Source organism: Arsenicicoccus sp. UBA7492 (assembly GCF_002479615.1).
GTDB lineage: Bacteria > Actinomycetota > Actinomycetes > Actinomycetales > Dermatophilaceae > Arsenicicoccus > Arsenicicoccus bolidensis.
In genome coordinates this window covers 152,716-167,118 of the sequence record NZ_DLOE01000028.1, presented here as the reverse complement: position 1 = coordinate 167,118, position 14,403 = coordinate 152,716, and the positions used below count along the sequence as shown (strand labels likewise).

Annotated in this window: 14 protein-coding genes and 1 riboswitch; of the genes, 11 read left to right on the top strand and 3 right to left on the bottom strand. The window is 72.3% G+C overall.

The window, feature by feature from the left end:
• The first annotated feature begins 9 nt into the window (after window positions 1-9).
• The 5 genes from B4E97_RS08555 (at window position 10) to gcvP (ending at window position 5,803) form a co-directional block, all read left to right on the top strand.
• On the top strand, window positions 10-462 hold the full coding sequence (locus tag B4E97_RS08555) for an FHA domain-containing protein (RefSeq protein WP_019285788.1): 453 nt from the start codon (window positions 10-12) through the stop codon (window positions 460-462).
• Window positions 462-1,166, top strand: coding sequence for a MerR family transcriptional regulator (locus tag B4E97_RS08550; protein WP_019285789.1), 705 nt, complete (start codon window positions 462-464; stop codon window positions 1,164-1,166). Before B4E97_RS08555 ends, B4E97_RS08550 begins: the two co-directional genes overlap by 1 nt.
• Window positions 1,167-1,219: 53 nt before the next feature.
• Window positions 1,220-1,735 carry a bifunctional nuclease family protein gene (locus B4E97_RS08545; protein ID WP_037214111.1) on the top strand — a complete coding sequence of 172 codons (516 nt, stop codon included), beginning with the start codon at window positions 1,220-1,222 and terminating at the stop codon, window positions 1,733-1,735.
• A gap of 279 nt (window positions 1,736-2,014) precedes the next feature.
• A complete protein-coding gene (locus B4E97_RS08540; protein ID WP_019285791.1) occupies window positions 2,015-2,590 on the top strand; it encodes a MerR family transcriptional regulator in 576 nt (191 codons plus the stop codon).
• Window positions 2,591-2,670: 80 nt separating this feature from the next.
• A riboswitch (glycine riboswitch) is annotated at window positions 2,671-2,817 on the top strand.
• Between the two features lie 31 nt (window positions 2,818-2,848).
• On the top strand, window positions 2,849-5,803 hold the full coding sequence (gene gcvP, locus B4E97_RS08535) for an aminomethyl-transferring glycine dehydrogenase (RefSeq protein ID WP_414632789.1): 2,955 nt from the start codon (window positions 2,849-2,851) through the stop codon (window positions 5,801-5,803).
• 121 nt (window positions 5,804-5,924) lie between these two features.
• Here the strand turns inward: gcvP and B4E97_RS08530 are convergent, their stop codons facing one another.
• Window positions 5,925-6,779, bottom strand: coding sequence for an AraC family transcriptional regulator (locus B4E97_RS08530; RefSeq protein ID WP_286959503.1), 855 nt, complete (start codon window positions 6,777-6,779; stop codon window positions 5,925-5,927).
• Between the two features lie 25 nt (window positions 6,780-6,804).
• On the opposite strand from B4E97_RS08530, the gene B4E97_RS08525 reads away from it, so the two are divergent.
• The 3 genes from B4E97_RS08525 (at window position 6,805) to B4E97_RS08515 (ending at window position 9,561) form a co-directional block, all read left to right on the top strand.
• Complete coding sequence (locus B4E97_RS08525; RefSeq protein WP_286959502.1) at window positions 6,805-7,221, top strand: VOC family protein; 417 nt, start codon at window positions 6,805-6,807, stop codon at window positions 7,219-7,221.
• A gap of 72 nt (window positions 7,222-7,293) precedes the next feature.
• Complete coding sequence (locus B4E97_RS08520) at window positions 7,294-8,466, top strand: GNAT family N-acetyltransferase (protein ID WP_286959501.1); 1,173 nt, start codon at window positions 7,294-7,296, stop codon at window positions 8,464-8,466.
• 72 nt (window positions 8,467-8,538) lie between these two features.
• Window positions 8,539-9,561 carry a S66 family peptidase gene (locus B4E97_RS08515; RefSeq protein WP_286959500.1) on the top strand — a complete coding sequence of 341 codons (1,023 nt, stop codon included), beginning with the start codon at window positions 8,539-8,541 and terminating at the stop codon, window positions 9,559-9,561.
• A gap of 72 nt (window positions 9,562-9,633) precedes the next feature.
• Here B4E97_RS08515 and B4E97_RS08510 read toward each other — a convergent pair whose 3' ends face one another.
• Window positions 9,634-11,115 carry a nitronate monooxygenase gene (locus B4E97_RS08510; RefSeq protein ID WP_349681173.1) on the bottom strand — a complete coding sequence of 494 codons (1,482 nt, stop codon included), beginning with the start codon at window positions 11,113-11,115 and terminating at the stop codon, window positions 9,634-9,636.
• Window positions 11,116-11,280: 165 nt separating this feature from the next.
• Window positions 11,281-11,829, bottom strand: a complete 549-nt coding sequence (locus B4E97_RS08505; RefSeq protein ID WP_286959499.1) for a GNAT family N-acetyltransferase — start codon at window positions 11,827-11,829, stop codon at window positions 11,281-11,283.
• An 84-nt stretch (window positions 11,830-11,913) separates the two neighbouring features.
• Between B4E97_RS08505 and B4E97_RS08500 the strand changes: the two genes are divergently transcribed.
• From B4E97_RS08500 to B4E97_RS08490, 3 genes are read left to right on the top strand one after another with little or no spacing between them, the layout of a single operon-like run.
• On the top strand, window positions 11,914-12,318 hold the full coding sequence (locus B4E97_RS08500; protein WP_019285800.1) for a nucleotidyltransferase domain-containing protein: 405 nt from the start codon (window positions 11,914-11,916) through the stop codon (window positions 12,316-12,318).
• On the top strand, window positions 12,318-12,806 hold the full coding sequence (gene hepT, locus B4E97_RS08495; RefSeq protein WP_286959309.1) for a type VII toxin-antitoxin system HepT family RNase toxin: 489 nt from the start codon (window positions 12,318-12,320) through the stop codon (window positions 12,804-12,806). The genes B4E97_RS08500 and hepT overlap by 1 nt, the downstream gene beginning before the upstream one ends.
• Window positions 12,807-12,856: 50 nt before the next feature.
• Complete coding sequence (locus B4E97_RS08490) at window positions 12,857-14,329, top strand: DUF3626 domain-containing protein (RefSeq protein ID WP_286959497.1); 1,473 nt, start codon at window positions 12,857-12,859, stop codon at window positions 14,327-14,329.
• Window positions 14,330-14,403: the final 74 nt, after the last annotated feature.

Below are 14,403 nucleotides of genomic sequence, written 5' to 3'. Positions count from 1 at the left end.
GACTGCATCATGAGCCACCCTGAGCAGGAGGGCCGTCGCCCTCTCCCCGAGGGCCCGTCGACGCAGCAGTTCCAGGGCGTCGGTCAGGAGCCGGACCTCACCGCCGACGGGGGCGGCACGCAGGGGCCGCACGACCAGGCCACCGTCGACGCGCTGCGTCCCGGCACGGCGCTGCTGGTGGTCCTGCGTGGACCCAACACCGGCGCCCGCTTCCTCCTCGACGCCGAGGAGGTCAGCGCCGGTCGTCACCCCGACAGCGACATCTTCCTCGACGACGTGACCGTCTCCCGTCGGCACGCAGTCTTCGTTCGGATGGGCGACACCTTCGAGGTGCGGGACGTGGGGTCGCTCAACGGCACCTATGTCAACCGTGAGCGCACGGACGCCGGCCGCCTCCAGGCCGGTGACGAGGTGCAGATCGGCAAGTTCCGCCTCGTGTTCTACGCCCCGTCGTCCAGCTGATGCCGGTGAGCGACGGCTCCTCCTCCCGCAGCACCTTCACGATCGGCGCCGTCGTCGCTGCGCTGGTCGACGACTTCCCCGACCTGTCGATCAGCAAGGTCAGGTTCCTGGAGTCCAAGGGGCTCCTCACCCCGGAGCGTCGCCCGTCGGGCTATCGCGTATTCTCCCAGGAGGACGTCGAGCGGCTGCGCTACATCCTCACCGCGCAGCGCGACCGGTTCTGGCCGCTCGAGGTGATCCGTGACGCGCTGGACGCCATCGACCGCGGGCTCACCCCGTCGGGGCCGGGGGAGTCCACGCTCCCGACCGTCCCCGAGACGGTCGCCGCCGACGCGGTCGACTCGTTGCTCACGGCTCCCGCCTCCTCGCTGCGGCTCACCGAGCGCGAGGTGCGTCGCTCCGCCGGCATCGACGAGGCCACGCTCACCGGGCTGCTGACCTACGGCCTGTTGCGCCCCGACCGTCACGGCCACTTCGACGAGGACGACCTGGCGGTGGCCCGGGCGGCCGGCCAGCTCGCGTCCCACGGGATCGAGCCGCGGCACCTGCGGCCGTTCCGCACGGCGGCCGACCGTGAGCTGGCCCTCGTCGAGCAGGTGCGTGGGCCTGCGGCCCGACGCCGTGACGACGACCCCGCGGTCGACATACTGCGGTCCTGCCTGTCCCTGCACGCCGCCCTGGTCCGAGGCGGTCTCGGGGACTGAGCACCACGAGCGCCATCGGCGACGGGTCGCCGATCGCGAGGTACGGTGGCGAGGTGAGGTCACTAGAGGTGCTCGGGGTCCGGGTCGAGATGCCGACCAACAAGCCGATCGTGCTGCTCAAGGAGACGGACGGCAGTCGTTTCCTGCCCATCTGGGTCGGAGCGGCCGAGGCCACCGCGATCGCCTACGCGCAGCAGGGGGTCGAGCCGCCGCGGCCGCTCACCCACGACCTGATCGCCAGCCTGATCCCCGCGCTCGGCCACCGGCTCACCGAGATCCGGATCAGCTCGCTGCAAGACAGCTACTTCCGGGCCACGCTCGTCTTCGACGGCACGATCGAGGTGGACTCCCGCGCGTCGGACGCCATCGCGATCGCGCTGCGCACCGGCACCGGCCTCGTGACCACCGAGGCCATCCTCGACGAGGCGGGCGTGACGATCTCCGGGGAGACCGGCGAGGACGGCGAGGTGGCCGCCGAGGACGAGGTCGAGCGCTTCCGCGAGTTCCTCGACCACGTGACGCCCGAGGACTTCGAGGGACGCCAGGACGAGGGCCCTCACGAGGCCTGACGACCAGGTGCCACGTCTGGGCCGGCCCGCGCCCCGGGGTCCGACGAGCCGGTCAGCCGGTCAGCCGGGTCGCAGAGAAGGTGGGCGACCCGGTAGGCCGTTCGGGTAGCCCCTGGGCGCGCCGCCGCCGACGCAGCCCGACACACGTGCCGGGTGGGGGCTGATGTGATTGACGACCCCCAGGCCGGGACGTACCGTCGAACTCGAGCCCGGCACCACGTCACGCGACTGCGCGCGACGCCCGACAGCCGAGACGAGCAGCGCGAAGGGGGAGGGGCCGTGGGACCGGAGCACACCGACCGCCCGGTCGTGCCGACCGCCTCGCAGGGGTTGCTCTTCACCGACGACCTTCCCGACCTGTCCGAGGACATCGGCTACCGCGGACCCACCGCCTGCAAGGCCGCCGGCATCACCTACCGCCAGCTCGACTACTGGGCCCGCACCGGCCTGGTGGAGCCGTCCGTGCGCGGCGCGACGGGATCGGGCACGCAGCGGCTCTACGGCTTCCGCGACATCCTCGTGCTCAAGGTCGTCAAGCGGCTGCTCGACACCGGCGTGTCCCTCCAGCAGATCCGCGTGGCCATCTCGACCCTGCGCGAGCGCGGCGTCGAGGACCTCGCGCAGATCACCCTCATGAGCGACGGCGCCTCCGTCTACGAGTGCACGTCCGCCGACGAGGTCATCGACCTCGTCCAGGGTGGTCAGGGCGTCTTCGGCATCGCGGTCGGACGCGTGTGGCGCGAGATCGAGGGCGAGCTGTCCTCGCTGCCGAGCGAGCGCTTCGAGGACGAGGAGCAGCCCGACTTCCCGGGCGACGAGCTCACCGCCCGGCGCCGCACCCGCTCCGCCGGCTGACCACCCCTCGCGCCAGGGTCGTGACGACCCGGGTCGCGCCGGCCGGGGCGGCACCCTGCTGCTAGGGTTTGCAGCGCTGATCACCTCACGCGGGAGAGATCCTGCGCGGCGAAGGCCGATGATGCTCCGTCGCGACGAGGCGACGAAGTGCCGCAGGTCGACGTCGGCGGGGCGCCGAAGGGGCAACTACCCCGGAACCTCTCAGGCACCCGGACCGCGTGGGCAGGCACCCTGGATGCGTCGCCCCGGCGTCGCAGACTGGAGGGGACGGACCCGCCGCAGCGGCGAGCCCGACCTACGCCCCCCTGCCACGAGGAGCCTGCCGTGAGCACAGACAGCACCACCACCGTGCCGGAGTTCGTCTCCCGCCACATCGGCCCGCGCGAGGACGACGTCACGCGCATGCTGGAGGTCATCGGCCAGCCCAGCGTCGAGGAGCTCATCGCCCGCACCGCACCGGCCGCCATCCTCGGGGGCCCGTCCCTCGCGCTCGAGGGAGCCCCCACCGAGCAGGCCGTCACCGACGAGCTGCGCGCGATCGCCGACCGCAACCAGGTCAAGACCTCGCTGATCGGCCTCGGCTACTACGGCACCGTGACGCCGCCCGTCGTGCGGCGCAACGTGCTCGAGAACCCCGCGTGGTACACCGCCTACACGCCCTACCAGCCCGAGATCAGCCAGGGCCGGCTCGAGGCCCTGCTCAACTTCCAGACCATGGTCAACGACCTGACCGGGCTCGACATCGCCAACTCGTCCCTGCTCGACGAGGGCACGGCGGCTGCGGAGGCCATGACCCTGATGCGGCGGTCCAGCAAGGCGGCCAAGGACGCCGTGCTGCTGGTCGACGAGCAAGTGCTGCCGCAGTCCTACGCCGTGATCGCCTCGCGCGCCCTGCCGCTCGGCATCCAGGTGGAGCGGCTGGACCTGTCGTCCGTGACCACGGCCGAGGGGCTGGTCGAGGCCTCCGGCGGCAAGGGCGTCTTCGGCGTCCTCGTGCAGTACCCCGGGGCCGACGGCGAGGTGCGCGACTGGCGCGCGCTGGCCGAGGCCGCCCACGAGGCCAAGGCCCTCGTGACCGCCGCCACCGACCTGCTCGCCCTGACCCTGCTGACGCCGCCCGGCGAGTGGGGCGCCGACATCGCGGTGGGCAACAGCCAGCGGTTCGGGGTCCCGATGGGCTTCGGTGGTCCCCACGCCGGCTTCATGTCGGTCCGCAAGGGCCTCGAGCGGTCCATGCCCGGCCGCCTCGTGGGGGTGTCCGTCGACGAGGTGGGCGCTCCGGCATACCGGCTCGCCCTGCAGACGCGAGAGCAGCACATCAGGCGGGAGAAGGCCACCTCCAACATCTGCACCGCCCAGGTGCTGCTGGCCGTCATGGCCAGCATGTATGCCGTCTGGCACGGTCCCGAGGGGCTGCGGCGCATCGCCGAGCGCGTCCAGCGGCACACCGCCGCCGCGCGCCAGGCCCTCGTCGCCGCGTCCGTCGACGTGCGCACCCAGCGCCACTTCGACACCCTCACGGTCTCGGTGCCCGGCCGCGCCGACGCCGTCATGGCGGCCGCGCTCGAGCGCGACCTCAACCTGTGGCGCGTGGACGCCGACACGGTGCAGCTGTCCTTCGACGAGACGACGGACCGGGCGCAGGTCGCGGCGGTCGTCGAGTCCTTCGGCGCGAGCTTCTCGGGTGCGGTGCCCGGCGACCTGGCCCCGTCCTGGCCCGAGGCGCTGACCCGCACGAGCGAGTACCTCACGCACCCCGTCTTCAGCGCGCACCACTCCGAGACGGCGATGATGCGCTACCTGCGCCGCCTCGCCGACCAGGACTACGCGCTCGACCGCGGCATGATCCCGCTGGGCTCGTGCACGATGAAGCTCAACGCCACCACCGAGCTCGAGCCCATCACCTGGCCCGAGTTCTCGTCCCTGCACCCCTTCGTGCCGACCGACCAGTCGGCGGGCTCGCGCCAGATCGTCTCGGACCTGCAGCAGTGGCTGGTCGAGATCACCGGCTACGACGCCGTGTCGATGCAGCCCAACTCCGGCGCCTCCGGCGAGCTGGCCGGCCTCATGGCGATCCGCGCCTACCACCGCGCCAACGGTCAGGAGGAGCGCAACGTCTGCCTCATCCCGTCCAGCGCCCACGGCACCAACGCGGCGTCCGCGGTGATGGCGGGCTTCAAGGTCGTCGTGGTCAAGTCCACGGCCGGCGGCTCGGTCGACATGGAGGACCTGCGCGGCAAGGTCAAGGAGCACTGCGAGGTGCTCGCCGCGATCATGGTGACCTACCCCTCGACCCACGGCGTCTACGAGGACACCATCGTCGAGCTGTGCGAGCTGGTCCACGAGGCCGGCGGCCAGGTCTACGTCGACGGCGCCAACATGAACGCCCTGGTCGGCGTGGCGCGTCCCGGCAAGTTCGGGGCGGACGTCTCGCACCTCAACCTGCACAAGACCTTCTGCATCCCCCACGGTGGCGGCGGCCCGGGCGTCGGCCCCATCGGCGTGCGGTCCCACCTGGCGCCATACCTGCCCAACCACACGCTCGCCCCCGAGGCCGGGCCGGACACGGCGACCGGACCTGCGGCGTCCGCGCCGTACGGCTCGGCGTCGATCCTGCCGATCTCGTGGGCGTACATCCGGCTCATGGGCGGCGAGGGGCTGCGCCGCGCGACGCTCGCGGCCGTGCTCAACGCCAACTACGTGGCGGCGCGGCTGCGCGACCACTACCCGGTGCTCTACAGCCAGGACGGGCTCGTGGCGCACGAGTGCATCCTGGACCTGCGGGGCATCACCCACGACACGGGCGTCACGGTGGACGACGTCGCCAAGCGGCTCATCGACTACGGCTTCCACGCGCCCACGATGTCGTTCCCGGTCGCCGGGACGCTGATGGTCGAGCCGACGGAGTCCGAGGACCTCGTGGAGCTGGACCGGTTCTGCGACGCCATGATCGCGATCAAGACCGAGATCGACCAGGTCGGGTCGGGCGAGGTGGCGGCGGACGCGTCGGTGCTCCGGCACGCGCCCTACACCGCGGAGTCGCTGGCGGGGGACTGGGACTACGGGTTCGACCGCCGCACGGCGGCGTTCCCGGCCGGCGTGGACCCGCGGTCGAAGTACTGGCCGTCGGTGCGGCGGATCGACGGCGCGTACGGCGACCGGAACCTGATCTGCACGTGCCCGCCCCCCGAGGCGTTCGCCGACAACGACTGACGCGTAGCGCACGAACCCGCCGCCGGTAGTCGCATCGGCCTGGGAGGCCAGGGCCGGTAGGTGTGACTACCGGCGGTGAGTCCGTTCGGTCCGGTCGGTCCGGTCGGTCCGGTCGGTCCGGTCAGTCACGGATGGGACGTCCGGCGCGGTAGGCGCTGGGCGCGATCCCCACGAAGCGCGTGAACTCCCGTGCCAGATGGGCCTGGTCGAAGAACCCGAGCCGGGCGGCCAGGTCGGCCAGGGACTCGTCGGTGCTCGCGTCCAGGGCGGCCACCGCGTCGTGCAGGCGGTAGCGCGTGATGACCCGCTTGGGGGCGACGCCGACGTACCGCGCGAACTGCCGCTGGAGGGTGCGCTCGCCGCTCCCGGTCTCGGCGACCAGACGTGCGACGGTGGTCAGCCAGGGGTCCGCCGCGATGCGGAGGACGGCCTCGTGGACCTCGACCCAGGCCGGGTCGACGCGGTCCAGGAGGCTCACCAGGGCCTGCTCGACCGTATGCCGGAAGGCCTCGGGGTCACCCGGATCGTCGGCGGCGGCATACGCGTCCACGACCGCGCGCGGCAGCACCTCGTCGGCGAGGACGGTGCGGTCGGTGAGGGCGCGCGCGGGGACGTCGCTGACGGCAGCGAGGGCTCCGGGGTGGAACTTCGTGCCCAGCACGTAGCCGCGCCCGGCGAGGTCGGCGTCGAACCGCCGCGTCGGGACGCCGGTGACCACGACGGCGTCATACGGGATCCCGGGACGACCCGAGCCCACCTCGTGGGTGAGGTTGTGCGAGAGCTGGGGGACGAGCGAGCCGGGGAAACGCTGCTGAGCAGGCAGGTCCCAGGAGAGCAGCCAGTGGCGCTCGACGAGGGGCGCGAGCTCGTGGCCGGGCGCGATGCTCCGCGGGGGAGCCACCCGGTCCTGGGCGCGGGGGTGCAGCACCACGCCCGGCGGGGGTGGGGGTGCTGACGGGTTCGTCCAAGCCGGCACCGCTCGATCGTAGGAGCGTGGGGGCATGACGACCAACGACTCGACCAGCCCCTCCCCGACGACACCCATGGCGCGCCTCGCCATGGTGACCCTCGACTGCGCCGACCCCGGTCCGGTCGCCGACTTCTGGGCCGCGGTGCTCGGGTGGGACAAGGCGTACGGCGACGAGAGCTACGCCATGCTGACGGGTCCGTCGCACGCTTTGGGCTTCGGGAAGGTCGAGGGGTGGCAGCCCCCCGCCTGGCCGGACACAGCAGGAGCCAAGCAGTTCCACCTCGACCTGGCGGTGGAGGACATCGCGGCCGCCGAGCGGCGCTGCGTCGAGCTGGGTGCGACCGTGCCGGACGAGCAGCCGGCCGATCACGAGGAGGGGACCTGGCGGGTGCTGCGCGACCCGGCCGGGCACCTGTTCTGCTTGACCGAGGCCAAGAGCTGGGGCTGAGTCGCTCCCCGCGAAGCCACTCCTCGCGAAACCTGGACGACGGGCGGATCCTCGCTCGTTAGCGTGGGTCGCATGCCCTCTCCCTGGCCGCGCCGCAGCGGCTCCCTCGTCCTGCGGGACGCGACGCCCGGTGACGTCGAGCAGCTGCTGACCTACCGCAACGACCCCGAGGTCAACCGCTGGATGATGCGGACCTCCGTGGATCCCAAGGAGTTCCGGCGCTGGTGGGCCGCGGCGCCCGGTAGCGACACCGACCACTCGTGCGTGGCCGAGCGCGACGGTGTCGTGGTGGCCATGGGCTTCCTGGAGATCGTGGACGACGGCCTGCACGAGGCCACACCGCGCGGCGTCGAGGCGCTGATCGGCTACATCGTCGACCCGCACCGGGCCGGTCAGGGGGTGGCGACCGACCTCGCGCGCGGCCTGGTGGCGGCGGCCGTCGACGACCTGGGGCTGCGGCGCGTCAGGGCCTGCTGCAACCGCGACAACCCCGCCTCCTCCCGCGTCCTGGAGAAGGCCGGGATGCGGCGCGAGGAGCACGGCGTCGAGGACTCCTGGCACGCCGAGCACGGGTGGGTCGACGGCTACGGCTACGCGATCCTCGCGGAGGAGTGGCGGGGTGAGGTGCGTGGCCTTCGTGAGATCCGTGACGCGTCGGCGGCCGTGCAGCCCCGACGAGCCCTGCGACCGGCCGTCGCGTGGGAGACGGGCGAGCGGCATACGGCCAGGTTGTCCCTGGGCGACGCCGCACCGGACGACGTCGAGCAGATGCTGCGCTACCGGAACCGTCCCGACGTGGGGCGCTGGATGCTGCGAGCACGGGTGGAGCCGGAGGCTCTTCGACGGGCGTGGCTCGAGCCGGGGGAGCGCGACCGGTCGTTCGTCGCCCGCCTCGGGGACCGGGTGGTCGGCACCTGCTCGATCGCGGTGCGGGACGGCAGCGGCCAGCCGGGCGGACCCGTGCAGGGCTGCGAGGCGGAGCTCGGCTACGTGCTGGACCCGGCCTTCCACGGAGAGGGCTACGGGCGGGAGATCGCCGCTGCCGGCCTGGACCGCTGCTTCCGCGAGCTCGGGGTGCGTCGGGTGACCGCCGGCCTGTATGCCGACAACGTGGCGTCGGCCCGGTTGCTGTCCGGGCTCGGGATGCGCCTGGAGCAGTACGGTGTCCGCGACTCGTGGCATCCCGACCACGGCTGGGTGGACGGCGCGGCATACGGCCTGCTCGCCCGCGAGTGGCGGGCCTGACCTCGACCGCAGCGCCAGCCACGCGAGCGCCCGGCCCGCCTGACCATCCGACCCCCGTGCTCGAGGAGACCGATGAACCTGCGATTCCCCGCCCCGCTGCGACCCGGCGACACCGTCGGGGTGACCAGCCCTTCGTCAGGGGCGTCGGGGCCGCTGCAGGCGCGTCTCGACGTCGCCCTGGCGACGGTGCGTGACCGGGGCTACCAGGTCGTCGTCGGTGACTGCATGGACGGCTCGGGCCACATCAGCGCGCCCGCCGCCCAACGGGCTGCCGAGCTGCAAGGCATGCTGCTGGACCCGTCGATCCGGGCCGTGGTGCCGCCATGGGGCGGTGAGACGGCGATCGACCTGATCGACCTGCTGGACTGGGAGAGGATCGGCCGGGCGGAGCCGACATGGGTCGTGGGGTTCTCCGACATCGCCACGCTCATCACCCCGCTGACGCTGGTCGCGGGTTGGGCGACCATCCACGGCAACAACCTCATGGACACCCCCTACCGCACTCCCGAGGGCCTCGTGTCGTGGCTGGACATCGTCACCCTCGGCCAGGGGGCCACCGTCGTCCAGACGCCGCCGGGTCGGCACCGACGGGGATTCGTCGACTACGTCGAGCATCCGGGCGCCGACGAGTACCTGCTCGACGTCCCCGGATCCTGGACGCGGCTGGACTCTCTGGGCGGGGAGGTCGACGTCACCGGTCGGCTCGTGGGGGGCTGCATCGAGACGCTGGCCAACCTGGCCGGCACCAGATATCTCGACACCAGCCGGCTGGCGGAGCTGGGAGACGGCCTCCTCGTCTACGTGGAGGCGGCCGGAGACGACGCCCCGGCGATCTGCCGCAACCTGCACGGGATGCGGCTCAACGGGGCGTTCGATCACGCCCGCGCCATCCTGGTCGGACGCACCTATGCGCCACCGGGGGAGACCCTCACGCAGCACGAGGCGGTGGTCGACGCCCTGGGGATGCTCGGGATCCCCATCGTCGCGGACGTCGAGTGCGGACACTGGGCCCCCTACCTGTCGCTCGTCAACGGCGCCCTCGCCAGGGTGGAGCAGGGGCCGGACACCGCGTGCATCACGCAGACGCTCGCCTGAGTCAGCCCCCTGGCCGCGGCGAGACTCGGTGGGATCTCCACCGGCAGATGCCTGTGGGTGCTCGACGTCGACCTAGGCCACCGACTCCTGGAGATAGGCCAGCGCCTGGCGCGCGGTCCATCCCCGCGGGTGACGCGCGATGAGCTCGACGGCCCCGGTGAGGTCCTGGCCGAGGGTGACGAGCGGCCGCTCGGCATACCCGTCGGTGCGGTGCTGCCCCAGGCCGATGTCGGCCATCAGCCCGTTGCACAGGCACTGCCGTCCGACGGTGTCCTCCAGGCTGCCGCCCTTGCGCAGGTGCATGTGCACCGGCTCCGCCGGGCACCGGTATCCGACCTTGCCGTCCGATCGCTCGTAGGGCTGGCGCAGGTAGGACAGGTCGCACAGGCGCGGGCGAGCGGCATAGACGTCGGGATCGCTGGCCGTGCCGGGGAGCACCGCCACCTTGAACGGGAACCCGGTGGGGCTGGCACGCGGGTCGTTGCGCACGGTCAGGTCGCCATCGCGCAGGCGCGCCAGCAGCTGGTTGCGATTGTCGTCGCTGAGGCCGGAGTCCAGGCTGAGCGCGAACAGCGTCCCCACCTGGACGCCCACCGCTCCGGACCGGATCGCCGTGGCGAGGTGCGCCGGGGTCGCTGCTGCGCCGGCCATCCAGAAGGGCAGCCCGAGCTGGGTCAGCTTGGCGAGGTCGGCCTCGTCACGGGGGCCGTACACCGGGTCGCCCGACTCGTCGAGCTGCAGCCTGCCCCGGGGAGGGGCGGAGTGGCCTCCGGCAGGGGGCCGCTCGACGACGAAGCCGTCGGGGCGGATCTCGGGGTCACGGTGCAGGTAGGACGCGAGCTGGTTGATCGAGATGATGGCGAGGAAGTCGGGTCGGGTGAGGGTGGGCATCTCGGGTCCGACCAGGTCCACCGGATCGACCTCGATCGACCGCGTGGTGCTGGCCCCGACGACGTCGGCGGTGATCCGGCCGACCTGCCCGGCAGCGAGCGCGCGCAGCAGCGCCGGGATCTCGCGGGGGATGCCGGCACCCATGAGGACGTAGTCCACCCCCGCGAGCATCGCTCCGAGCACCGCGGTCGGCGTGGCCATCTGGATCTTCTCCAGCAGGTTGACGCCCACGACCCCGTCGTGGCCCTCCTTGGCCAGCCAGACCTCCGCGAAGTTGGCGACGACGGCGAGCTCCTGCCCCTCGCGGCTGGTCGACAGCGTCAGCTTGGGGACCGGGCGATAGGGGGCGTCGTCGGGTCGCCCACCATCGATGAAGTAGGTGTCGAGCACGCGCTGGGCGACGGGGAGGTTGGGGAAGTGCGCCAGCGCCCGTCGGTAGTGCCCGCCCGGGTCACCGTGCTGCAGGACCCGCGCCAGGACCGCGTCCAGAGCCGTTCCGGAGACCACACCCAGGTGACCGTTGGTGGAGATCGTGCGAGCCAGCCGCCAGCCGGACACCGCCACGCCCATGCCGCCCTGGATGATCACCGGCCGCGGGCGGTGACGGCCAGGCGCCAGCGTCCCGGCATCGGCCTGGGTGGTCAGGGACGGGGCTGCGGTCATGGAGGGACCCACTTTCGGTAGACCTCGGGTGCGGGCGGCGCGGGTGCCGTCATCTAGCCACGCTAGACCCCTCCGGGGGCCACCTCGTGCTACCCGCAGGTACCGCCCGTCGTGCTCACCGAGCCTGTCCCGGCCCGTCGCCGAGGGACGCCCAGTCAGCTGCGGTCATGGCCATGACGTGGGCGTCGACCCAGCCGTCGTCGAACCGGAGGGCGTCACGCAGGGTGCCTCGTGCCGGAACCCCACCGTGTCGTAGACGTGACGGGCGCGCGGGTTGAACGCGTAGACCTCGAGGGCGACCCGGTGCAGGTGCTGCTCCTCGAAGGCGTGGCGCACCGTCAGCCACGTGGCCTCGGTCCCCAGGCCCCGGCCGGTCGCACCGGAGATCCAGATCCGGAAGCCGCACGACAGGTTCTCGACGTCGACGTCGTTGAGCACCGACTCGCCCACGACGCGTCCCGTCTCACGCTCCTCGATCACCCATACCGTGCGGTCGTCGGCCGTCGACCAGGCGTCATAGATGTCCTCGAGCCGGTCCCGGGTGAACCGGTGTGGCTGGTCGGGGGCGCCTGAGTGGACGGACCCGGTGAGCCGACCGACCTCGGGGTCGGCGAGCAGGGGCCACAGGTGATCGACGCTGTCGCGGGTCGTGGGGACGAACCGCACGAGTCGACCGTCCAGGACGGGCTTGCGGGTGAAGTCGGGGGCGGACACGAGCCCACTGTGCGTGGCGACGGACGCGCGTGACAAGCACATTGCCTCGGCAACCCAGGCACGCTCCCGGCTATCGTGGGGATCGTGATCACGGTCCAGGACAGCCTCGCCCGGCTGCGACGCGTCGCCGACGACGGCAGCCTGGCGAGCGCCTGCCTGGAGATCGGGGTGGCGCTCCTCGTGGTCCATGGATCCGTGCTGACGCGCCCTGACCGGGCCCGCGACGTCGACCTGGCCTACGCCGTGCTCGGTGAGCCGGCGTCGGACGAGCTCACCCTGGTCAACCGGTTCCACGAGCTCGTGCCGGGCGACCACCTGGACCTGATGGACCTGGGCCGAGCCGACCCGGTCGCGCGGCTGGCCGCCCTCCAGCGGGGGGAGCTGCTGCACGAGGCGGAGCCACACCTCTACGCCGAGCAGCACCTGGCGGCCGTCGGCGCCTATCGGGACACGCAGTGGATGCGCGATCGCGCCCTGGAGCGGCTCTGATGCCCCCTCGCGACCTCGACGACCAGGTGGTCGTACGACGGCTGACCGCCATCCGTGAGCTGGTGGACCTGCTGGCCCGCCAGGGGGAGGTCAGCGGGGCGCAGCTGCGGGACGACCTCGTGCTGCGCCTGGCCGTGGAGCGCGCTCTGTCTCAGCTGGTCGACCTGGCCAGCGACGTCAACTCGCACGTCGTGGCCGTCGCGGGGATCGCTGAGCCCACGGATTACCGCTCGTCCTTCCGCCAGGCTGCGCGCGCTGGACTGATCACTGACGAGCTGGCGAGACGTCTCGGCCCCAGCGTCGGCCTGCGCGACATCGTCATCCACGAGTACGTGCAGGTCGACCTGGACCTGGTGGCGAGGGCCGTTCCCCAGGCCGCGTCGCAGTTCGACGAGTACGTCGCGCAGGTCAAGGCCTGGCTGCAGGCCCGCGCCCAGGAACCGGCTGCCCCGGTGACGCCGGTGACGCCGGGTGAGCGGGCTGGCTAGGGTCGTCGTATGACGTCCCACGAGCGCGGTGCCCACGCGGAGCGAAGGCGGTGACGGAGGCAAGCCGCTGGGCGCGGTCCGCGGTGGCGCACGTGGACGGCCTGAGCAGAGGTGGGGCTCTGGACCGCTCGCTGCGCGTCACCGTGAACTTCCACCCGGACCGGGGACCCCGCGGCGACACGGTCATGGACCGCCTCGCTCGTGACGGCATCTATCGAAGCCAGTTCGAGACGGGCACCAGCAACGGCGGCCTCACCGCACATCCTGGTGGTGATCGGTTCCGTTGGGAGACAAGGATGTTCGGGGGTGCGTATGACGACGCGCCCTTCTCGGAGCGGCCTCGGTACGGCGCGCTGAACCACCGTCGCCGCGGGGTCGGGGGAGCGGTGCGCTTCGGGTCGTCCCACCTGCGCCTGGCCGAGCCTGTCCTGGACCGGACGACCTTCTGCTTCCCGGACTCGTTCCGCGAACCGGCGGACTTCGGGACGGCCCGTCGCTTCGACCTGCTGCGTCTGTCGGACGCTTTCGACCTCGCTGCGGCGGCGTGCACCTCGGAGCGGGAGGAGGCCGAGCAGGGCGGCTTGCTGGACGACTACGTGGAGGCCCACGTCCACGGCGTCGTCGCGATCCCGGACGACGTCGAGGCGGTGGTGCTGGATCCGTCATACCGGGGAACCGAGGCCGAGGAAGCAGCCGGCGCGCTGGGGGTGCCGGTCGAGTGGCACGAGGGCCGGGTGCTGATGGTCGAGGAGCTCGGGCGGCGTCGGCACTACCGCGACCCTGGCGCGTACGAGGTGGTGGTGGCGGTAGCGCGGGACGGGCTGCTCGATGCCGCCATCATCGGGGAGGCCGCGCGCACGGGACTGCACCATCCGCAGAGCCTCAAGCAGGTCTGGCACCTCACGGCGAGGTTCGGTCGTCCGGTCCATGACTGGCGGACGACGACGCACGACTGGGGCACCTCGGTCGACCACGGGCATCTCGCCGAGCTGCGTTCCCGTGCACGGGCGCTCGGGGGCGTCAGCCTGCGCCACCTGGTGCTGGAGGTGCTGGCCTACGCGAACGACGAGGCCGAGGAGCTGGTTCGCCAGGGACTGGCTGTCGTCACGCTGCACCCGGACGGGTCCGTGGAGATCCGTGACGACGGACGGGGGACGGACACCCGCCGCGACGACGCCGGGAGGATCGTGCGCAAGCCCGTGATGGCGACGCAGGATGTGCGCTTCGCCGATCCCGGGTCCGCGCCACGGTTCGCGGACGGTCGACCGAGGGCGGGGATGTCGTCCGTAGCCGCCGTCTCGCGCTGGCTCGTGCACACCAACCGCCGGGAGGAGGGCGCCTGGTCGCAGCGCTACGAGCACGGTGTGCCGACGACGATCTTGGAGGACGTCACGCCGTCCCCCGGTGAGGGGACGGGGACGAGCGTGCGGTTCCTGCCGGACCCTGCCTACGTCGCGGTGGGGGACCTGTCGTCGGACGACCTCGGCCGTCATCCGTGGATCGAGGTCAGGCTCCGTGGGTGAGGGCTCTGTTCCACCGATGGCCCGTCTGACGTCGGGTCTCGCCGCGGCGGAAGGCGTGATCCCAGGGGCACACG

What these genes read in the sequence shown, in the direction of transcription:
- B4E97_RS08525 (WP_286959502.1), top strand. Translation starts at nt 6,805, where the DNA reads ATGACGACCAACGACTCGACCAGCCCCTCCCCGACGACACCCATGGCG.
- B4E97_RS08515 (WP_286959500.1), top strand. Translation starts at nt 8,539, where the DNA reads ATGAACCTGCGATTCCCCGCCCCGCTGCGACCCGGCGACACCGTCGGG.
- B4E97_RS08550 (WP_019285789.1), top strand. Translation starts at nt 462, where the DNA reads ATGCCGGTGAGCGACGGCTCCTCCTCCCGCAGCACCTTCACGATCGGC.
- B4E97_RS08555 (WP_019285788.1), top strand. Translation starts at nt 10, where the DNA reads ATGAGCCACCCTGAGCAGGAGGGCCGTCGCCCTCTCCCCGAGGGCCCG.
- B4E97_RS08520 (WP_286959501.1), top strand. Translation starts at nt 7,294, where the DNA reads ATGCCCTCTCCCTGGCCGCGCCGCAGCGGCTCCCTCGTCCTGCGGGAC.
- hepT (WP_286959309.1), top strand. Translation starts at nt 12,318, where the DNA reads ATGCCCCCTCGCGACCTCGACGACCAGGTGGTCGTACGACGGCTGACC.
- B4E97_RS08510 (WP_349681173.1), bottom strand. Translation starts at nt 11,115, where the DNA reads ATGACCGCAGCCCCGTCCCTGACCACCCAGGCCGATGCCGGGACGCTG.